19 protein-coding genes are annotated in these 18,762 nt (G+C 62.0%); 12 read left to right on the plus strand and 7 right to left on the minus strand.

Annotation, left to right across the window (positions count from 1 at the left end):
* Positions 1-180 precede the first annotated feature (180 nt).
* The 4 genes from ACJMK0_RS17885 to ACJMK0_RS17900 are packed head-to-tail and all read left to right on the plus strand — an operon-like array spanning position 181 to position 3,066.
* Entirely contained in the window at positions 181-669 is a 489-nt protein-coding gene (locus tag ACJMK0_RS17885; protein ID WP_405240420.1) for a hypothetical protein, read from the plus strand.
* Positions 670-708: 39 nt separating this feature from the next.
* Positions 709-1,014: an HPr-rel-A system PqqD family peptide chaperone gene (locus tag ACJMK0_RS17890; protein ID WP_405240421.1), complete on the plus strand. Its 306-nt coding sequence runs from the start codon at positions 709-711 to the stop codon at positions 1,012-1,014.
* On the plus strand, positions 1,011-1,949 hold the full coding sequence (locus ACJMK0_RS17895; protein WP_405240423.1) for an HprK-related kinase A: 939 nt from the start codon (positions 1,011-1,013) through the stop codon (positions 1,947-1,949). Before ACJMK0_RS17890 ends, ACJMK0_RS17895 begins: the two co-directional genes overlap by 4 nt.
* A complete protein-coding gene (locus ACJMK0_RS17900; RefSeq protein WP_405240425.1) occupies positions 1,939-3,066 on the plus strand; it encodes a nucleotidyltransferase domain-containing protein in 1,128 nt (375 codons plus the stop codon). The genes ACJMK0_RS17895 and ACJMK0_RS17900 overlap by 11 nt, the downstream gene beginning before the upstream one ends.
* A gap of 70 nt (positions 3,067-3,136) precedes the next feature.
* On the opposite strand, the gene ACJMK0_RS17905 is transcribed toward ACJMK0_RS17900, so the two are convergent.
* Entirely contained in the window at positions 3,137-3,829 is a 693-nt protein-coding gene (locus ACJMK0_RS17905) for a 4'-phosphopantetheinyl transferase family protein (protein ID WP_405240734.1), read from the minus strand.
* Between the two features lie 130 nt (positions 3,830-3,959).
* Between ACJMK0_RS17905 and ACJMK0_RS17910 the strand changes: the two genes are divergently transcribed.
* Positions 3,960-6,779, plus strand: coding sequence for an AMP-binding protein (locus ACJMK0_RS17910; protein WP_405240427.1), 2,820 nt, complete (start codon positions 3,960-3,962; stop codon positions 6,777-6,779).
* Positions 6,780-6,874: 95 nt separating this feature from the next.
* On the opposite strand, the gene ACJMK0_RS17915 is transcribed toward ACJMK0_RS17910, so the two are convergent.
* Positions 6,875-7,270, minus strand: coding sequence for a VanZ family protein (locus ACJMK0_RS17915; RefSeq protein ID WP_405240429.1), 396 nt, complete (start codon positions 7,268-7,270; stop codon positions 6,875-6,877).
* Positions 7,271-7,531: 261 nt separating this feature from the next.
* On the opposite strand from ACJMK0_RS17915, the gene ACJMK0_RS17920 reads away from it, so the two are divergent.
* From ACJMK0_RS17920 to ACJMK0_RS17940, 5 genes are all read left to right on the plus strand, one after another.
* Positions 7,532-8,188, plus strand: coding sequence for a PEP-CTERM sorting domain-containing protein (locus ACJMK0_RS17920; protein WP_405240431.1), 657 nt, complete (start codon positions 7,532-7,534; stop codon positions 8,186-8,188).
* A 240-nt stretch (positions 8,189-8,428) separates the two neighbouring features.
* Positions 8,429-9,052, plus strand: coding sequence for a PEP-CTERM sorting domain-containing protein (locus tag ACJMK0_RS17925; protein ID WP_405240433.1), 624 nt, complete (start codon positions 8,429-8,431; stop codon positions 9,050-9,052).
* 169 nt (positions 9,053-9,221) lie between these two features.
* Positions 9,222-10,367 carry an acyl-CoA dehydrogenase family protein gene (locus ACJMK0_RS17930; RefSeq protein ID WP_405240435.1) on the plus strand — a complete coding sequence of 382 codons (1,146 nt, stop codon included), beginning with the start codon at positions 9,222-9,224 and terminating at the stop codon, positions 10,365-10,367.
* Between the two features lie 13 nt (positions 10,368-10,380).
* Positions 10,381-11,589: an acyl-CoA dehydrogenase gene (locus tag ACJMK0_RS17935; protein WP_405240437.1), complete on the plus strand. Its 1,209-nt coding sequence runs from the start codon at positions 10,381-10,383 to the stop codon at positions 11,587-11,589.
* Between the two features lie 92 nt (positions 11,590-11,681).
* On the plus strand, positions 11,682-11,975 hold the full coding sequence (locus ACJMK0_RS17940) for a HigA family addiction module antitoxin (RefSeq protein ID WP_405240441.1): 294 nt from the start codon (positions 11,682-11,684) through the stop codon (positions 11,973-11,975).
* A 7-nt stretch (positions 11,976-11,982) separates the two neighbouring features.
* Here the strand turns inward: ACJMK0_RS17940 and ACJMK0_RS17945 are convergent, their stop codons facing one another.
* The 5 genes from ACJMK0_RS17945 to ACJMK0_RS17965 form a co-directional block, all read right to left on the minus strand.
* Positions 11,983-12,399 (minus strand): putative toxin-antitoxin system toxin component, PIN family, encoded by a 417-nt coding sequence (locus tag ACJMK0_RS17945; protein ID WP_405240443.1) that lies wholly within the window; start codon positions 12,397-12,399, stop codon positions 11,983-11,985.
* Positions 12,399-12,617 (minus strand): AbrB/MazE/SpoVT family DNA-binding domain-containing protein, encoded by a 219-nt coding sequence (locus tag ACJMK0_RS17950; protein ID WP_405240445.1) that lies wholly within the window; start codon positions 12,615-12,617, stop codon positions 12,399-12,401. Before ACJMK0_RS17950 ends, ACJMK0_RS17945 begins: the two co-directional genes overlap by 1 nt.
* Positions 12,618-12,826: 209 nt before the next feature.
* On the minus strand, positions 12,827-13,312 hold the full coding sequence (gene bfr, locus ACJMK0_RS17955; RefSeq protein ID WP_405240447.1) for a bacterioferritin: 486 nt from the start codon (positions 13,310-13,312) through the stop codon (positions 12,827-12,829).
* A 143-nt stretch (positions 13,313-13,455) separates the two neighbouring features.
* Positions 13,456-13,677: a (2Fe-2S)-binding protein gene (locus ACJMK0_RS17960; RefSeq protein WP_405219725.1), complete on the minus strand. Its 222-nt coding sequence runs from the start codon at positions 13,675-13,677 to the stop codon at positions 13,456-13,458.
* Between the two features lie 187 nt (positions 13,678-13,864).
* A complete protein-coding gene (locus ACJMK0_RS17965) occupies positions 13,865-16,090 on the minus strand; it encodes a TonB-dependent receptor family protein (RefSeq protein ID WP_405240449.1) in 2,226 nt (741 codons plus the stop codon).
* Positions 16,091-16,459: 369 nt separating this feature from the next.
* Here ACJMK0_RS17965 and prsR point away from each other — a divergent pair, with 369 nt between their 5' ends.
* Together prsR and ACJMK0_RS17975 are read left to right on the plus strand one after the other, a co-directional pair.
* Positions 16,460-17,842 carry a PEP-CTERM-box response regulator transcription factor gene (gene prsR / locus ACJMK0_RS17970; protein ID WP_405240451.1) on the plus strand — a complete coding sequence of 461 codons (1,383 nt, stop codon included), beginning with the start codon at positions 16,460-16,462 and terminating at the stop codon, positions 17,840-17,842.
* A gap of 217 nt (positions 17,843-18,059) precedes the next feature.
* Positions 18,060-18,758 (plus strand): PEP-CTERM sorting domain-containing protein, encoded by a 699-nt coding sequence (locus tag ACJMK0_RS17975; protein ID WP_405240453.1) that lies wholly within the window; start codon positions 18,060-18,062, stop codon positions 18,756-18,758.
* Positions 18,759-18,762 lie beyond the last annotated feature (4 nt).

Raw genomic sequence — 18,762 nt, forward strand, 5'->3', positions numbered from 1 at the left:
AAATTTATACAGTTGCATCCGCTTTACAGAATCCTTGTCCGCATAATTCCTTGATTGATAGTCAGGTTTTCCGATTGGCGTGCTTCTTGCTTGATTCACGGTAAATCGCTAGCATCAACGTCAGGTGTATGACTTTTCAGAGTCGATTAGCCGGCCGGGCGCGGGTCGAAGGAAACATCGATGAGCAACAGTGACAGAGAGTCGGATGCGATGACGGACCGTAATCCCGTTTCGGGTCCCAAATCAATAAGCCGCCGGTCGCTTCTCAAGGGATCGGTCAAGGCCATGCCGGTGGTGCTGACGCTGCACAGCGGTGCTGCGCTTGCGAGATCGAGTAATCTGATCAGTGGCACGGTGACTCCGCATATGGATGAGCTTAAGCGGACAGCCTGCCTGGACACTACGTCGGTGGACCCGGCCGGGTCACCCGATCTCTATGACCTTGGTGAGCCGCCGCACGCTCGAGTGCACATGATCAACGAGCGGGATTACCGGTTGGATAAGAACAATGGTTCGGCCCCGATATCCGAGGGTCAGATGTGCGAGACCGGCGGGACCTATTACTACAATGAAAACGGGTGGCAAGAGGTCAATCTGCCAAAGGGCATGCTGGTGTCGGGCACAGCCCTGACTTCTTTTGCGGGCGCAGTCAATTACGTCGATCTCTGATATTCGGCCAGTCTGCTATTGCCGCAATACAGGGAGACGATGCGCCCCCGGTCGTCGGATGATTCTCCGTCCTGGTACGTGCCATTCCCCGACGATCTGATCTGGGCGTCATGGGGCGACAGCTATGTGGCCTACCATCGGCCGTCCGGCAAGACCCATTTTCTCAATTCCGCGAGCCACGAGCTTTTGTGCGAAGTGCTGCGCGAATCCGCCGATATCGAGGCGATCGCTCGGGATTTCGCTCCGGTGAACGATAATGACGGGGTGGTCTCGTCGCGGGACCGTGAGCAGCTTGCAGCGCTGCTGAATCATCTGGAAGAGCTCGGGCTGGTCCGTCGCGCATGAGCGGTCTGGGTTCGCCCGCGCCAACCGTCGGATCCCTTGCGCCGGCGGAGTTCACGCGGCGAGTCGAGCAAGGGCTGGGCTTGGCAATCGGGCCGTTCACCGCGCGTATCCGGGTCAGGCACGACGCCATCACGGACGCTCTCTATAAGCTCTACAGCGATTATCCGCTCGTTGCCGAGGGCAGCGTCTTCAGTTTTCATGCATGGCTTGACCGACGTCGTCCGTTGTTGCCATGGCGGGGACAGAGGGTCAGATTCACCGTGGATGGCCGAGTGCCCCACGAGGACATGCCGGCTTCCCACGGGCTTGCGGTGCTGGAGTGGGGCATCAACCTTGTCATCGCGCTGCGGTTCCATTCCTACCTCATGCTTCATTCGGCGGTGGTTGCCAGAGACGATCGGGCTCTGTTGTTGCCCGCGGCGCCCGGAGCCGGCAAGACGACGCTCTGCGCGGCACTCGCGCTGCGCGGATGGCGCCTGTTCTCCGATGAATTCGGAATGCTTCGGCCAGGCACATCCGACATGATTCCGCTGCCGCGGCCGATGGCCCTCAAGAACGAGTCCATCGATGTCATCAGGCACTTTTCCGCGGATGCAGAACTCGGTCCGGCCATAGCCGGCACCCGCAAGGGGACCGTCGCGCACCTGCAACCGCCGACGGACAGTGCTCGTCGGGCGGCGGAGACCGCCTCGGCTCGCTGGATCGTCTATCCCCGGTGGCAGGCCGGATCCGAGTGCCGGCTCGAGGAACTCGCTCCGGCGGACAGCTTCATGCTGCTTGCCACGAACGCGTTCAATTACGAAGTGCTGGGGGAGGCGGGCTTCACGACCGTGAAAGGGCTCGTGGACCGCTGCCGGAGCTACAGGCTGATATATTCCGACCTCGACCAGGCCATAGAGGCGCTGGAGCGCATGGCGGATCAGGATGAAGCTTAGCGAGGACGACTCCCGGGCAGAGGTACGCAGGCTGCTCGGACTGGTTATTTCTGCGCCGGTGCGTTTCCCGTCTCTGTCCTCGGCCGAACAGGATCTGGCCCTGCGCGTGACGCGCAGGGCCCGTCTGCTGGGTCGCCTGGCCGCCTCACTTGAAGAGGCGGGAGGCCTCGATGAGCTACCGTTGGTGGTGGCCGATCAGCTCCATAGTGCGCAGATCATGGTCGAGGCCCGGAAGCGGCTGGCGCTCTGGGAGCTCGATCGGATTGCCTGGGCGGTGGGAGATGACGACGAGCTGCCCTTGGTAGCGATGAAGGGCTGTGCCTACCTGCTCCTGGATCTTCCCAATTCCCGGGGCCGTGTCTTCGCCGACGTGGACCTGATGACGAACGCGAACGCTCTAGAGGAGCTGGAGACCAGACTCAATGAGCGGGGATGGCGCACCGCCCCGCTGACTCCGTACGACGACAATTATTACCGCAGATGGACGCACGAGCTCCCCCCGCTGACGCACGAGGCCCGGGAGATAGAGGTTGACCTCCATCACAATATTCTCCCGAGGACTGCCCGCCTGAAGCCGGACGGGAGCGCACTGATGCAGCGTTCGCGTGCGGTGGCAGGTTCGATATATCGGGTGCTGGCTGACGAGGACATGGTGCTCCACGCCATGACGCACCTGATAGTCGCCGATGACCTCGCCGACAAGATCAGGGAACTCGTCGATATCGCGGATTTGCTGGAGTCTTTCTCTTCCCGGGATGCTGCATTCTGGAATCGCCTGATTCAACGGGCAGGGGAACTCGATCTGCAACGGCCGGCTTTTTATGCACTGCGCTATGTGCATCGCCTGTTAGGGACGCGAATACCAGAGGCGGTGTTGCTCGAGTCCAGGTCATGGGCCCCGCCCGGATTCGTGCTGGCGCTCATGGATCGGCTCGTTCCTCGCGCGCTGTATCCTCAGCATCCGGATGAACACAGTCTGCTCACCGAGCTCGCGCGATTTCTGCTTTATCTCCGTTCGCACTGGATACGCATGCCGCCGTGGCTGCTCGGCTATCACCTCTGCTACAAGTTTGCGGTTACGCGCTTGGGCTTGGGCAAGGCACCGCAACCGTCCTGACTGCCATGGCAGCGATGTAGCGCGATTGCTGGCGGTATGGTTGTCGTACGAAGAGCAAGGCAAAGGTATGTCAGGCTGTTCTCCGCCCGATAGCCAGTGCAGCAACTACGGGTGCAGGGAGCGCGAGCGAGACTACCTCGATCTGCCACGCACTCTCGTTGGCATGCAGGCGAATTCCTGTGCTGCAAGCGTTCGTACCGACTGTTACATGGGCAAGCGGGACCCTCAGCCCATGCCCGGTTGACTTCAGACAGGCTTCTTTTCTCACCCACGTACGCAGGAATATCTCATCTTTCTGCGCTGCCGGTGCCTTCTCTACAGCTGGCTTTTCTGCCTCGCCGAAAAGGGACTCCACCAATGAATCCCGCTCCGGCACCGGGCGCAGGACTTCTACGTCGATACCCACGGACTGGTCCTCGGCGATGGCAACCAGGGCGTGCCCTTGACTTCGGCTCAGGCTGAAATCGATGTTTGAATTGACGAGCGTTGGTTTGGCCCTATCCGCTTGCTGGTAATGTATGTCGTCACGGTTCCAGTCGAGATAGGATGCGAGCAGGCATCTCAAGGCGTGGCGGGACGCGAGGAAACGCCGGGCATCGAGTGTGCGGGTCATTTGCTCCGACCGGAGAATCTCGTCGGCCGACAGTCCGCTCCGGTCCATGCTCTCGGCGTGGGCGTCGAGACTGATCCACCAGGCCGAGACCTCGGGGCCGAAGGCGGTCTCCAGTGAGCGCGTGTGCACGGATTCGATCGATCGCGTCATTGGTTTCACGTAGGCACGAGATTCCTGTCTCGGCATTGGCGTGAGGATACTGTGCCGGGGATCATAGATGCATAATCTGATCGCGGCTAGGCTTGCCGCTTAACCTCTCGAATCGGGCCGCTCGAACAGCATGGAACAGTCGGAACTCCCATCTCTGCTGCACGTTCATTTTCGATTCCGGGCAGCGCTTATGCCGGATGCCGTCGCGCTCCGCCATCGGGGGGAGAGCGCCACCTTCGGTGAGTTGGAGCGGAAGTCGGAGATGTTGGCGAACGCGCTCGCGGCCAGAGGGCTCGGGCGAGGGAGTTACGTCGGCGTGCATCTGGAGCGATCCGTCGACTATGTAGTTTGCTTGCTCGGCGTCCTGAAGGCCAATGCAGCTGCAGTGCCGTTGCCGCCTTCGTATCCGGGAGAGAGGCTGCAACAAATCCTCGCCTTCGCCGACCTGGATCTGGTCATAGACAGTGCGGGAACCCGTATCGCCCCCTCTGTTGGCACTAAAGCGAGTTGCCTGAATGACCTGCTGGTCGAGAAGGCGCCACGGGCGTCTTCGGATCGAGGGGATCCACACCAGCCTGCGTTCGTTCTCTGCTCATCGGGCTCGACCGGCACTCCGAAGATGATCGTGCGCAGCCATGATTCGTTTTTCCACCGCCTGGAGTGGACCTGGCGAGAGCATCCGTTTACCGAGGCGGATGTCGGGTGCCAGAAAGCGCATATGACGACGACCCATAGTCTCTACGAGCTTTTCGAGCCGCTCCTGGCCGGGGCTCCGGTCCTCCTTATCGGAGACCAGCAGGCCAGAAACCTGGAGGAGTTCTGGCAAGCGGTCCACGAACAGGGGATCACACGGCTGTTGCTGGTGCCCTCTGCTCTCCGGGCGAGTCTGGATATGCCGGCTTTCTCGCCGCCGGCGCTTCGAACGTTGGTTCTCATGGGCGAATACTTGCAGGCGGATCTTGCCGAACGCGCTCTATCTGTTTTCCGGTCAGATACGAGTATCTATTCAATCTACGGGAGCACCGAGGCCAGTTCTGCCCTGGTCTGCGATCTTCGGCGTCATTTTCGTGCCGGCGAAGATCTACCGCTGGGCGACCCGATCTCCGATGACGTGAAGGTGCAGGTCCGGGCGCCTGACAGATCGGCCGCGACACCCGGCGAACGTGGGCGCCTGTATATCGGTGGGCGAGCCCTTTTCAGCGAGTACTTTCGCGACCCCGAGCTGACCTCGTCGGTGTTCACAGAAATGCCGGATCAAGAGGGCAACTTCTACGACACCCGTGATGACGTCTGCCAGCAACCCAACGGTGAGATCTATTTTGTCGCGCGCACGGATGACACTGTGAAAGTGAGAGGCTTCCGGGTGGACCTGCAGGAGGTCGAGAGTGCGGTGAGGTCGCACGACAGCGTTCGGGATGTGGCGGTTGCCGTCACCGGGCGTGGCGGCGGTAACGCCCGTTTGATCGGTTTTTATGCGCCCGCGTCGGTTCCGGCAGCGGAGATCTACGACGCCGTGAGATCGCGATTGCCAGAGTACATGGTGCCGAATGCCCTGGTTGGCGTTGACGCGTTTCCCCGAACGGCGAGTGGCAAAGTCGACAGGCTTAGCCTGCTCGCCGAGCATGGCCCCGGGGCGGTCACGGAGACTCGGGCTCGGACACTATCGGAAACCGAGCGAAGAGTCGCCACGGCATGGGCCTCGATCCTCGAGCATGCGCAATTCGGCCCCGAGACCAGTTTCTTCGAGGCTGGCGGCACGTCGCTGACTGCCTTCTCCCTGATTCACCGACTGAGAGCCGACTTCGGTCTGGATCGTGATCATCTGGGGGAACAGTCTCTCTACCAGTTCCCCACGCTGGAAGGCCTCAGCGACCATCTCGATGCGATTCTGTCCGGGCGTGAGGCAGCTGGCGGCATACAGATTCCGCTGTTGGTAACACTGCGACAGGCGGCCGACCCCAGCCGGGAGCCTGTATTTCTGATCTCGTCTGCCGGCGGAACCCTTGGTGCCTATAGCAAGCTGGTAAAAGCATTGGATACTGACAGGGAAGTCATCGGGGTCAGAGATCCGTTTCTGTGGGGCGCGCGCGACCCGACTGCGGGGTTCGATCACTGGGTTGGGCTCTATCTCAATGCGCTCCGCGAGCGCCAACCGCAGGGGCCGTACTTCATTGCCGGCTACTCCTCGGCCGGTGCATTCGCCTACGAGTTGGCGTGTCAACTGCGGGAATCGGGTGAGGACGTGTCCTTGCTTGCTCTGATCGATCCGTTGGGCATCGCCAGTGGAGGTCGATCAGAGTTCGGCTGGTGGGTGCTCAATGCAATGTCGGCAGGCATGTACGTTCGGTTGGGGACGCGTATTGCAGGACGCCTGCGCGGCGCTGTACCGCCGCTGTTGAGACGGTATCTGCACAAGCATACTGGCTACGAGTGGCGCATCACTCAGGAAGAGTTCGACGAACACGTCAGGCAAACCCGTAGCGACAAGGGTTTCATGTTTTTTCTCTCGTCCCTTTTCGAGTTGAATACCGGCTTGCCTTTCGCGCTATCGGAAGGGGACTTTGCACACGTCGACAGCGATGAGTATCTCGGCGTTTTCAAAGAACGTGTCGCTCAAGTCATCCGGGAGTTCGACATTGATCAATTGGAGCGCATCGCATTTCAGTACCACCTGCAAGCACGAGCCCAGCATGCGTATCACCTCCGGCGATTTGACGGAAAGGTTCTCGTGGCAGAGCCCCGTACTCCGTACGCCGGGCTAGTTGCCATACAGTTGAGACCGTTCGTAAGTAATCTGAAATCTGTTGTGTTGCCCCTGGGTGAGCCATCGGGACGAGTGGAGGAAGTTTCGCGCTGCTTCGCAAAATGGCAGCTTCACTTCCGCAGCATGCGGGACGATCAATTTGTTGGAGAACTGGCGCGCGAAATCGGCGCGGCACTCCGGTCATAGGATGAGGCTTCAATTCTCGCCGCAAGACCGCCCTGGTAGGGACTGCCGCTGGACAGGAGGTGACAGATCAGGCCACCAAGTGCGTTAAGGAGTATCTAGAAGACCATCCATGCGAGCAGTAAACCGAGCAGTGCGCCTGCACCATTCAGCAGCACATCAGCGAGCGTGCCGAATCGTCCCGGTACATAGGTCTGCGCCAGTTCCATAGCCGCGCCGAAGCTTGCGGCAAGCACGGCAGCTACCGCGAAACGTACCCTCACGGATTCCAGTGCCTCCAGCGTCCATGCCCACAGGAACGCCAGCAGCGCGTAGAGCAGCAGGTGCATCAACTTCTGGAGGGCAGTGGGGGTCATTGCGACTGCCCAGACAAACACGGAGTCGCCGGGTTCTGCACGGCCGGGAATGAGGGACAGCACTAGCAACAGCAAGGTCAGGAGCAGAGTTAGTGCCGCTCGGGTCCAGATGCTGACGGTCGCCAGTTGTTCAATCATGGGATGGAGTCTGTGAGCCGGCTGCTTCTGTGACCGGGAAAGCCTCGACGACTGACGCGGCACGTTGGTGCCATCTGTCACATATATATTGGACCCGATTTGTCATAGTTTCTGGCAGTGTCGGTGTCGCTTACAAATGACTTCACAGGAAAGGACGAAAGTAGATTTAAATCATTAATAATGCGGGAGTTTATAGACTTGGCATCAAGTTTGCTTTGTCTCAATCGACTTTCAAAGATTTCTGACCGAAAGGATTTGGCAATGACCAAGATTAACCGACTCGCCGCACTCGTCAGTTTGGCCCTCTGTACCGCAGGTGTGGCCAATGCCGACATGATCATCGTCTCCGAAGAAGGGAAGGATTGCACTCTGACTGCCGACGCATCGGCTGATTGCACGACGGTGGAGATCGGACCGCATCCCGCATGGCAGGACAATGATCCGCTGGGCAATGGTGCGGTATGGGTTTCGTATGATGAGACCGGTGTGGACGGGACGTCGACCCCCGACGCGTCGACGACGGATCCGATTTTTACCATCGTTGAGTCGTTCACGCTGACCGGCAACGGTTCGCTCGACTTCTGGATCTGGGCCGACGACACCGCGGATCTGTATTTCAACGCGCAGGGTGGTTCTCTGGAACTGATCAAGGGCGCCAATTTCTCTCAGGATACTTGCGCTGACGGATCCATTGGTTGCGAGTCGGACGAGTATTACAACCTCTCTGTTGCCAACCTTGGTCCAGGCACGTACGACATCACGATGCGGATTTATCAGGTGGGAACGGGCACCAGTCCTTCGAGTAACCCGTTCGGCGTCCTGTATTCCGGTCGTGTCGCCGTTCCCGAGCCCGGGACTCTGGCTCTCCTGGGCCTCGGTCTGCTGGGAGTCGGCGCAGCGCGCCGCCGGAAGGCCTGACGATTTCGGTTTCGATGTTTGCTGCCTTGGGGCCCCGCCTGGCGGGGCCTCATGTTATGTGGCGTAAGCTGCAAGCGGGTGGGGCGGTGACCCCGAGAGTGTCGGATAAATTGACAACTCAAGACGCCGATGAGACTGAATTACCACTCAAGGTGTTCAAATAAAGAGAAAAAATAGATCTGGCACCGATATTGCTTTGTTCTACATCGAACATTCAGTTTTGCCCCAAGGAAGATAGTGATGAACGGACTGACCAAGAGGATTTCCGGAGTTAAGGCAATTTCAGCAGCGACTTTGCTGTTGTTTGCAGGCGCTTCGAACGCAACCGTTATTTTCTCCGACAATTTCGACGACGAAAATGGCGGGGTTGGAGTGCTGAACTATTTCGGCTTTGATAACTGGACCGTGGAAAATGGTACGGTTGATCTTATCGGCAACGGATACTTCGACTTCCTGCCGGGCAACGGTCTTTACGTGGATCTCGACGGCTCCACCGGCGATGCTGGTGAAATGGTAAGTAGTACGCCGATTAGTATTGGCCCTGGCACTTACCATCTGAGTTTCGATCTGGCCGGTAATCACCGGAACAATAATTCGGAGACCGTTACCGTCGAAGTCAATCTTGGCGATATTTTCAGCAGCACTTACTCCTTGGGACGCTTTGATCCTTTTACTACGTTCGGTACAACGTTCAACGTCGTGAGTGAGATGTCTGTCAGCCTCTTCTTTGCGAATGCTGGAGGCGATAATATCGGCATGCTTCTGGATAACGTGTCTTTGACGCGTGTCCCCGAGCCCGGGACTCTGGCCCTCCTCGGCCTCGGTCTGCTGGGAGTCGGCGCAGCGCGGCGCCGCAAAGCCTGACGAGTACTTTTTGATATTTGCTGCCTCGAAGCCCCGCACCGCGGGGCTTCATTTTTTGTGTAGGAGGGCCTTCAGGCCCGATTCATTGATCAATCGGGCCTGAAGGCCCTCCTACATCCCTCCCGACCGATCTGCTACATTCCTCCCCAGCCAACGGGGAGGAAACACCATGAATTTCGAGTTTTCCGAAGACCAGGAGATGCTGCGCCAGGAGGCGCGCAAGTTCCTGAGCGAGCAGTGCGGGCCTGAGACGGTGCGCGGCGTGCTCGACACCGAGGCCACCCACGACGAGCAGCTGTGGTCGTCCATCGTGGAGATGGGCTGGACGGCGACGGCGCTGCCGGAGGCCTACGGCGGTTTCGGCATGGGTTATCTCGAGCTCTGCGTCATCGCCGAGGAACTCGGCCGGGCCGTGGCGCCGGTGCCGTTCTCGAGCGCGGTGTATCTTGCCGGTGAGAGCCTGCTCGCGGCCGGCAGCGACGCGCAGAAGTCCGAGTGGCTGCCGAAGCTTGCCTCGGGTGAGGCCATCGGCACGCTGGCGCTGGCGGAGACGCCCGGCGCGGTCACCGCTCGGAAGATCCGTGCGAAGGTCGAGAACGGGAAACTCTCCGGCACGAAGACACCGGTGCCGGACGGCAGCATCGTCGATTACGCCGTGGTGGCGGCGAAGGACGGGCAGGGCGTGTCGCTGTACCTGGCGGATCTCTCCGACGCCGGCGTGACCCGCGAGACCCTGGCCACGGTGGACCCGGCCCGGGATGCGGCGACGCTCACCTTCGAGGAGGTCCCGGTGGAGCCGCTGGGCCAGCCGGGCAAGGGTCTCGAGTACCTGGAGCGGGTGCTGGACCGGGCGGCCGTGCTGGTGGCCTTCGAGCAGCTGGGCGGCGCCCAGGCGGCGCTGGAGATGGGCGTGAAGTACGCAAAGGAGCGTTTTGCCTTCGGCCGGCCCATCGGTTCCTTCCAGGCCATCAAGCATCGGCTGGCGGAGATGTTCGTGTCGCTGGAGCTGGCCCGCTCGAATACGTATTTCGGTGCCTGGGCGTTGTCGACGGGGGCGGACGAGCTGCCCGTGGCGGCGGCGACGGCCCGCGTGGCGGCCTCCCAGGCCTTCTACGAGTGCGCCCGGGAGAACACCCAGGTGCATGGCGGCATGGGCTTCACCTGGGAGGGCGACTGCCACCTCTATTACCGGCGCGCGAAGCTCCTGAACCTGATCCTGGGCGGCGAGCGCGTGTGGAAGGACAAACTCATCCAGCGGCTGCAGGCCCGGCGCGAGCCAGACGCCACCACGGCCACCACGCTGAACGCGGCCTGAGGAGGGAGAGCGCATGGATTTCAACGACACACCCCAGGAAGCGGAATTCCGCGCCGAGGCCCGCGAGTGGCTGAAGGCCAACCGGCCGGACGTCGACCTGTCGAAGGTGCACTACAAGCGCGACCTGACGCCGTTCAAGAACTGGCAGGCGAAGAAGTTCGACGCCAACTGGGCCTGCCTGGGCTGGCCGAAGGCGGCCGGCGGCCGCGGCGCGAAGCCCATCGAGCAGGTGATCTGGTCCCAGGAGGAGGGCGACATCTCCATGCTCTCCGGGCCGTTCATCATCGGCATCGGCATGGCGGGCCCGACCATCATGCGTCACGGCACCGACGAGCAGAAGGCGCGCTATCTGAAGCCGATGGCCCGCGGCGACGAGATCTGGTGTCAGCTCTTCTCCGAGCCGGCCGCGGGTTCGGACCTCGCGGGCATCCGCACCCGCGCGGTGAAGGACGGCGACGAGTGGGTGGTGAACGGCCAGAAGATCTGGACCTCGTTCGCCCACGTCGCGGACTTCGCCATCCTGGTGCTGCGCACCGACCCCACGGTGCCGAAGCACCAGGGGCTCACGTATTTCATCATGGACATGAAGTCGCCGGGCATCGAGGTGCGGCCCATCAAGCAGGTCAGCGGCGAGTCGGATTTCAACGAGGTGTTCCTCACCGACGTGCGCATCCCGGACGCGAACCGCCTCGGCGCGGTGGGCGAGGGCTGGAAGGTGTCCATGACCACGCTGCTGAACGAGCGGCTCTCCGTGGGCGCGGCCTTCCCGTCGAATTTCGACGACATCCTGGAGATGGCCAACCGGATGGAGGGCGCCGACGGCCTGCTGATCGAGGACGGCGCCGTGCGCGACCGCCTCGCCGACTGGTTCGTGAAGTCGAACGGGCTGGAGTACACGGGTTACCGGATGATCTCGGCGCTGTCGTCGGGCAAGACGCCGGGCGCGGAGGCCTCCATGACCAAGCTGGTGCTCGGCCGCGGTCGGCAGGACATCGCCTCGTTCGCAATGGACCTGCAGGACATGGCAGGGATGATCACCGACCCGGAAATGGCGCCGCTGAACGCGGTGTTCCAGCGCTCGTTCTTCCGCTCCATCGGCAATCGGGTGGAGGGCGGCACGGACGAGATCCTGCTGAACATCATCGGTGAGCGCGTGCTGGGACTGCCGCCGGATGTGCGGGTGGACAAGGACGTACCGTTTAATGAGATCCCGAAGGGCTGACTTGTTGATGGGATGGCTATTGTGTGGGAGGGCCTTCAGGCCCGATTATTTGATGGATCGGGGCTGAAGCCCCTCCTACAAGAGAGGGCGATATGGCGAAAAGGCTGCCGAATATTCATCCCGGCGAGATACTGCTCGAGGAGTTCCTCGAGCCCATGGGACTCAGCCAGAATGCCCTCGCGCGTGCTGTGGGTGTGCCGCCTCGCCGGATCGACGAGATCGTGCTGGGCAAGCGGGCGGTGACGGCCGATACCGCTGTTCGGCTCGCGAGGGCATTCGGCACGTCGGAGCAGTTCTGGATGGGCTTGCAGGCGGATTACGACCTGGAGGAGGCACGTAGCGCGGCTGCCGACGACCTCCGCAAGATTCGCAGAGTGGCTGCCTGATTCGACATTAACCCAGTCGCTCCCTGAACTCATCCGCCGTCACGATCAACGAGGGAAAGCTTTTTCGCATTGCGAGAATATCGGCATCGCCGGTCACCAGGGATTCAGCCTCGCCCGCATGGGCAAGTACCAGAAACACCTGATCATGCTCATCGCGGCACACGGGCAAGTCCGGCCATGGCTCCGGTAGATCCACCACATCGGAATAGGGCAGGAAATCCGCCAGCAGAACTTTCTGATCGGCTTTCGTCAGCTCGAACTTCGGGTAGGCCAGAACACGCATCAGCTCTTTGACGGTTGCTCTGCAAACCAGGGGTTGCACTCGTTGCTGCTGCCAGGCGTGGCGTACCCAGGCGAGGCGGCCCGCATTGAAGAGCAGCGCGGACACGACTATGTTCGTGTCGAGCACCACCCGATGCGTCATCAGCGACGCGCCCAGTCTACGGCGTCATCGATGTCCTGCTCCGTGATCCCCAGCTCTTCGAGTTTGTCGCGAACCGCCCGGGCCTCGTGAATCCGCACGGGCGTCAGGATGATGCGGCCATTCTCGACCGTGACGTCGAAATACTCCGCGACATCCACGCTGGAGACCACCGCCTTCGGCAGCGTGAGCTGGTTTTTCGAGGTGAGTTTGGCAAGCATGACTGCGCCCTGTGTTCATGTGATAAGGAAATCTTACTTCCTTACATAGTGGCCTTTCAAGCTATTTAATGAGCGCGCGTCCTGCAATAGCGCCTGGCCAAAACGAAAAACCCCGGCTCTGGGCCGGGGTTTCCGTAGATGGACATGTAGGAGGGCCTTCAGGCCCGATTTTCTTATGGATCGGGGATAAATCCCCTCCTACGTGAGGGTCAGCCGCCTTCCGCCCCTTCCCCGATCTGGCTCTGGATGTAGTTCTGCAGCCCGGTCTTCTCGATCAGCCCCAGCTGCGTCTCGAGGAAGTCCACGTGTTCCTCCTCGGACTCGAGGATGCGCTCGAAGATCTCGCGGGAGACGTAGTCCTTCACGCTCTCGCAGTATTCGATCGCCTCGCGCAGGTCCGGGATGGCGTCCATCTCCAGCGCGAGATCGGCCTCGAGGATCTCCTGCACGTTCTCGCCGATCCTGAGCTTGCCCAGGTCCTGCAGGTTCGGCAGGCCCTCGAGGAAGAGGATGCGCTCGATGAGGGTGTCGGCGTGCTTCATCTCGTCGATGGACTCGCCGTACTCGTAGTCACCCAGGCGGTGCAGGCCCCAGTCCTTCAGCATGCGCGAGTGCAGGAAGTACTGGTTGATGGCCGTGAGTTCGTTCTTCAGCGTTTTGTTCAGATGCTGGATGACGGTGGTATCGCCCTTCATGATGTTCCTCGTCCTTAGGTTGGCGTTGTGTCAGGCGAGGATTCTAACGAAACGGCGCCGCCGGCGCGATTCGTGAAAATCGTGTAGGAGGGCCTTCAGGCCCGATTGGCCTAATGAATCGGGGCTAAAGCCCCTCCCACAGCCTAGCCGGCGGGCGCCGGCTCGGGACGCCACCGTCCCACCGGCGCAGGAGCGGCGGTGGAGGGCGCACAGCGGGCGATGATGGCTTCGGCGTCTTCCTGGCAGCTGCCGCAGCAGGAGCCTACGCCGATGTGGTCCTTGAGGTCGTAGAACGTCTGCGCGCCGTCCTTGACGGCTTTTTCGATCTGGCGATCGGTGATGGCTTGGCAGATGCAGACATACATGGTTTCAGACCTCTGAACGCGATACTAAGCGCGAATGCGAATGATTGTCAATTAGGTATTTTCCGAAAATGGGGCGAACCTGATGTAGGAGGGCCTTCAGGCCCGATCCTCCCTCGAGGGTGACCCCCTCCCGCACCCGGCGAGGTAGCAGCAGAACCGGGTGCGGAAGGGAGCCGTGCGCCAAATCTCAAATATCCCAGGTAAACCCAATAAACGCCGTCCGCGACCGCCCCGGCCGCAGCCCCGCCGGCCGCCGCGCCACCGCGTATTCCTTGTCGAACAGGTTGTCGACGCGGAAGGTGGCGCGGAGATCGGGGCGCACCTGCCAGCCGGCGGCGAGGTCCCAGATTACGAAGCTGTCGACGCCTTCGCGGGGCCCGATGTCGCCGCTGCCGGCGGTGGTGCGGGTCTCGTCGGTGTAGCTGGCGGCGACGTCGATGCTCCAGCGCTCGGCGGCCAGGCCCGCGCTGGCGCGCAGCTGGTGCTCGGGGATGTAGGGCAGCTCGTCGCCGGCCTCCACCTCGCCCCAGGGGTCGAAGCCGCTCTCGAAGCTGTTGTCGAACTCGGCGGTGGCGGTCCACGTGTAGGCGAGCGAGAGCGGCACCTGGATGCCGTTGCCCAGGCGGTCACCGAACGGCTCGCGCAGGTTCCACGCACCGGTGAGCTCGAGTCCGCTGACGGTGGCCTCGCCGCCGTCGAACTGGTCGCCGATGTTGCCGCTGCCGCCGGTCGACGCCGTGACGGTGCCCACCAGGTTCTGGTAGTCGTTCAGAAATCCAATGGCTTCGAAGCTGCGGCCGTTCTCGCCCCAGCGCACCCCGAACTCGTAGTTCCAGCTCTCTTCCTCGTCGGCGTCGGAGCCGGGGCCCGGCGGGTTGAAGCCGCGATGCACGCCGGCCAGCAGGCGCCAGTTCTCGCCGATGTGGTAGAGCGCGCCCATGCCCGGGATGAAAACGTCCACGCTGTTCTCGCGCACCCGGGTCGGGCCGATGGACCGGTCGGTGTTGTCGGTGGAGTAGTCCTCGCGGACGAGGTCGATGGTCTCGTAGCGGAAGCCGGGGCTGAGCACCCAGTTTCCGACAGAGATCTCGGCGTTGACGAAGCCGGCCAGCACCTCTGCGGTGCTCACGCGGTTGGTGGCCGTGCCGGGCTCGGCGTCGGTGGTGAGCACGAGCAGGCCGTCTTCCATGCGGTAGGCGTCGTCGTCCTGGAAGCGGTCCTCCTCGTCCTCGTGGATGCGCAGGCCGAAGGTGAGGCCGATGTCGGCGCCGCCGACGGCCCAGTCGTAGCCCACGCGGGCCTGGACGCCCTGGGAGTAGTACTCCCGGTTGTTGTTGCGCTTCTCGAGCGCGTCGTCGGCGCTGGTGGCGCCCTCCAGGATGGCGAGTTCGGCGGCATAGGTGTCGGGGTCCGACAGGATGCTGCTGATGCCGATGTCATTGACGCTGGAGAGCTTGTACCAGTTGCGCTCGAAGTCGTTGCGATACGCCGTCACCTCGCCGTACCAGGGGCCGGTGGGGTCGATGGTCCAGGCGAGCTGCACCTGGCGGTGGTTGGTGTCGATGACGTCGTCCTGGGAGGCCGCGTAGCGCCGGTAGGGGTCTTCCGCGAAGTCCTCGTCGGTGAGGCCGAGGTAGGTCTCGTCGGAGGCCTGCTCGGTGTAGCCGAGTTTCAGGTCCAGAGACTGGTAGACGTCCGACCCGGGAGCGCTGTTCACGCGGAACTTCGCCATGTAGTCCTGCAGACGGTAGCCGGCGTCGAAGTCCCGGGGCGCATCGATGGTCTTGAAGCCTTCGGTGGACTGCTGGGCCGTCTCCACCAGCCAGCCGTAGCGCTCGGCCCGGTAGCCGTAGCGGGCGATGCCCTGCAGCGTGGCGTCTTCGCCCGCGCGCGCCTCGAGGCGGCCGCCGGTCTCGGACGGGATGGGCGTGGAGATCATGTTGATGGCGCCGCCGATGGTGCGGGCGCCCACGCCGATGGAAGAGGGGCCCTTCAGGACCTCCAGCGCGTGCATGCGCTGCTGGGTCGGAAAGTAGTAGGCGGAAGGCGCAGAGTACGGAGCCGGGGCGATCAGCACGCCGTCTTCCAGCAGCGCGATGCGGCTGGAGCGGTCGAGGCCGGAGCCGCGGATGCCGATGTTCGGCCTGAGCCCGTAGCCTTCCTCTTCCTGCAGGTAGACGCCGGGAGCGGCTCGCAGCACCCGCATGATGTCGGCGTTGGCGAAGACCTCGAGGTCCTCCGGACTGAAATACTGCGCCGAGCCGGCGATGTCGGAGACCTGGTTCGGGTTACCGAGTATGGTGACGACGTCGATGACCTCGCCCTCGTCGGTGGTTTCCTGCGCGATGGCGGATGTGGCGATCAGAGCGAGGGGTAGGAGGGCCTTCAGGCCCGAAAATCTGTTATGCGGCATGCCCATCAATTCCGGTTCTGGTTCTCGATCTGCGAGCCGTTTTCTGTCCACGGACGGCCGCAGGCCCGTCGATGGGCGTAAATTAGATCAAATGAGAATCATTCGCAACAGCAAATCGTAAGCATTTGTACGTATCGGTTCCGCCGACCCCTCAGCTCGACTGCTACTTGACAGGCAATCGTCTGCTGATAGTTGGCCAATCGTTGGCCAATCGTCGGCCAGTCGCGCGCCGATCGAGTCCGCCGCCCGGCAATTCGCAGCCCCGAGTGTGACCTGGCCACTCCCCAGCCCCGCGGTGGCGTGGCACTATGCGCGATGGGCAGGGAGCCGGCCATTCGGACGGAGAGCCAGACGGAGAGCGACAAAGCCGTGAACGACACGCCGCGCAAGCTATTGATCGTAGAGGATGACCCGGGGCTGCAGAGCCAGCTCAAATGGTGCTTCGAGGACTACGAGGTGCTGACGGCGGAGAACCGCTCCGACGCCATCGCGGAACTCCGCCGCCACGAGCCCGCCGTCGTCCTGCAGGATCTCGGCCTGCCGCCGGACGCCGAGGGTGTCAGTGAGGGCATGGCGACGCTGGAGGAGATCGTCAGCCTCGCGCCGCACACCAAGGTGATCGTGGTGACCGGCCACGGCGACCAGGAGAACGCGGTCAAGGCCGTGGGCCTCGGCGCCTACGACTTCTACCAGAAGCCCGTCGACACCGACACGCTGCGTCTGCTGGTCGACCGCGCCTTCCACATCTACGAGCTGGAGGCCCAGAACCGCCGCCTGATGAACCAGGAGGGCATCTCGCCGCTGGATGGCATCGTCGCGGCCAGCGAGGCCATGCTCCAGGTCTGCCGCATGATCGAGAAGGTGGCGCCCACGGACGTCTCCGTGCTGCTGCTCGGCGAGAGCGGCACCGGCAAGGAGCTGCTCTCCCGCGCGCTGCATTCGCTCAGCAATCGCAAGGACGAGCGCTTCGTCGCCATCAACTGCGCGGCCATCCCCGAGAACCTGCTCGAGTCCGAGCTGTTCGGCCACGAGAAGGGCGCCTTCACCGGCGCGCACAAGACCACCCCCGGCAAGATCGAGACGGCCAACAAGGGCACGCTGTTCCTGGACGAGATCGGCGACATGCCCATGCCGCTGCAGGCGAAGCTGCTCAGATTCCTGCAGGAGCGGGTGGTCGAGCGCGTGGGCGGCCGGGACGAGATCCCCGTGGACGTGCGCGTGATCTGCGCCACCAACCAGAAGATCTCGGATCTCATCGAGGAAGGCCGCTTCCGCGAGGACCTCTACTACCGCATCAGCGAGATCACCGTGAATATTCCGCCTCTGCGCGAGCGTGAGGGCGGCCGGCTGATCCTGGCGCGGAAGCTCTTGGAGAAGTACTCCAAGCAGCACAAGCGCCCGCTGCGCGGCTTCAGCCAGGACGCCCAGGACGCCATCCAGAGCCACAACTGGCCGGGCAACGTGCGCGAGCTCGAGAACAAGATCAAGAGCGCGGTCATCATGGCCGAAGGCAAGCAGGTGACCGCTGCCGACATGGGCCTGGGCGACAAGGTCGGCACCCAGCAGACGCTGAATCTCCGCGAGGTGCGCCAGGAGGCCGAGACCAAGGCGATCCGGCTGGCGCTGATCCAGACCTACGGCAACATCTCGCGCTCGGCGGAGCTGCTGGGCATCACCCGCCCGACGCTGTACGACCTGCTGGACAAATACGGGTTGTCGGCGGATGGGTTTGCAAGGAAGAAGAGCGGGTAGGAGGGGATTTATCCCCGATTGGATTATTGGATCGGGCCTGAAGGCCCTCCTACATTATTTCCATGCATATGGGACGATCCAGCACGCGGCCCTGTCGGTAGGCTTTACAAGGACTTACGGCGCTTTTCTTAACCGGCGGTTTTATAAGGCATTCCCGTTCTGGCACGAAAGCTGCTCTGTTACAGGCAGACAAGAAGTCTTTTGCAAGGAGCGCCACGTGAACTTCACTGCTAGAATCATCCGCACCGCCGTATTGGTGACCGCCGGTCTTTTCGGCGTCTCAGCCCACGCGGACCTCATCGAGGGCGACGGTAACGTCCTCATCCGTTCCCTGCCGAATGACATCGTCGAGGACTTCCCGCTTGAGGACTTGGTGCCGACGCAGGACCCGCTCGAGAGCATCGATTATTCTCCAGGGTCCGTGGCATTCAAGGACGGCGCCGGCGACTTTCTTCCCGCCGAAGATCCTTCTGATCCCGACTGGTGGCAGGGCGACGGCCTCGTCTACACGACGACCACAGACACGATGTGGGTCGAATTTCATGATCTGAACGTTATTGGATTCACTTTCCGGCTTGGGGCCAATATGGGAGCCCGTGCTTGGATACGCGCCTATTACAGTGATGACAATGAGGCAACTGGTACATTTTGGAGTGGGTGGTTCGGGGGTATTGATCCCGATACGTCACCGTCCTATGGCGTATTCGTAACCAATCAGTCGGCATGCCGAAAACTGGATCGCATTGAGATTGATCCGCCGGCCACCTTCACCTGGGGCCTCGGCGACATGCAGATCGCGACCAGCGACGCGTGCACGACGCAGGTGCCGGAGCCGGGGTCGCTGGGTCTCCTCGGCGCCGGCCTGCTGGCCATGGGCTTCGTCTGGCGCACCCGCCGCCGCGTCGTCCAGCTGTAGGAAG

The organism is Lentisalinibacter orientalis (assembly GCF_040706535.1).
GTDB classification, from domain to species: Bacteria; Pseudomonadota; Gammaproteobacteria; order Steroidobacterales; family Woeseiaceae; genus Lentisalinibacter; species Lentisalinibacter orientalis.

Coding starts and splice junctions, on each gene's coding strand:
- ACJMK0_RS17940 (WP_405240441.1), top strand. CDS start 11,682: ATGGCGAAAAGGCTGCCGAATATTCATCCCGGCGAGATACTGCTCGAG.
- ACJMK0_RS17945 (WP_405240443.1), bottom strand. CDS start 12,399: ATGACGCATCGGGTGGTGCTCGACACGAACATAGTCGTGTCCGCGCTG.
- ACJMK0_RS17885 (WP_405240420.1), top strand. CDS start 181: ATGAGCAACAGTGACAGAGAGTCGGATGCGATGACGGACCGTAATCCC.
- ACJMK0_RS17890 (WP_405240421.1), top strand. CDS start 709: ATGCGCCCCCGGTCGTCGGATGATTCTCCGTCCTGGTACGTGCCATTC.
- ACJMK0_RS17910 (WP_405240427.1), top strand. CDS start 3,960: ATGGAACAGTCGGAACTCCCATCTCTGCTGCACGTTCATTTTCGATTC.
- ACJMK0_RS17915 (WP_405240429.1), bottom strand. CDS start 7,270: ATGATTGAACAACTGGCGACCGTCAGCATCTGGACCCGAGCGGCACTA.
- ACJMK0_RS17950 (WP_405240445.1), bottom strand. CDS start 12,617: ATGCTTGCCAAACTCACCTCGAAAAACCAGCTCACGCTGCCGAAGGCG.
- ACJMK0_RS17930 (WP_405240435.1), top strand. CDS start 9,222: ATGAATTTCGAGTTTTCCGAAGACCAGGAGATGCTGCGCCAGGAGGCG.
- ACJMK0_RS17905 (WP_405240734.1), bottom strand. CDS start 3,829: ATGACGCGATCGATCGAATCCGTGCACACGCGCTCACTGGAGACCGCC.
- ACJMK0_RS17935 (WP_405240437.1), top strand. CDS start 10,381: ATGGATTTCAACGACACACCCCAGGAAGCGGAATTCCGCGCCGAGGCC.
- ACJMK0_RS17920 (WP_405240431.1), top strand. CDS start 7,532: ATGACCAAGATTAACCGACTCGCCGCACTCGTCAGTTTGGCCCTCTGT.
- ACJMK0_RS17960 (WP_405219725.1), bottom strand. CDS start 13,677: ATGTATGTCTGCATCTGCCAAGCCATCACCGATCGCCAGATCGAAAAA.
- ACJMK0_RS17895 (WP_405240423.1), top strand. CDS start 1,011: ATGAGCGGTCTGGGTTCGCCCGCGCCAACCGTCGGATCCCTTGCGCCG.
- ACJMK0_RS17900 (WP_405240425.1), top strand. CDS start 1,939: ATGAAGCTTAGCGAGGACGACTCCCGGGCAGAGGTACGCAGGCTGCTC.
- ACJMK0_RS17925 (WP_405240433.1), top strand. CDS start 8,429: ATGAACGGACTGACCAAGAGGATTTCCGGAGTTAAGGCAATTTCAGCA.
- ACJMK0_RS17965 (WP_405240449.1), bottom strand. CDS start 16,090: ATGCCGCATAACAGATTTTCGGGCCTGAAGGCCCTCCTACCCCTCGCT.
- bfr (WP_405240447.1), bottom strand. CDS start 13,312: ATGAAGGGCGATACCACCGTCATCCAGCATCTGAACAAAACGCTGAAG.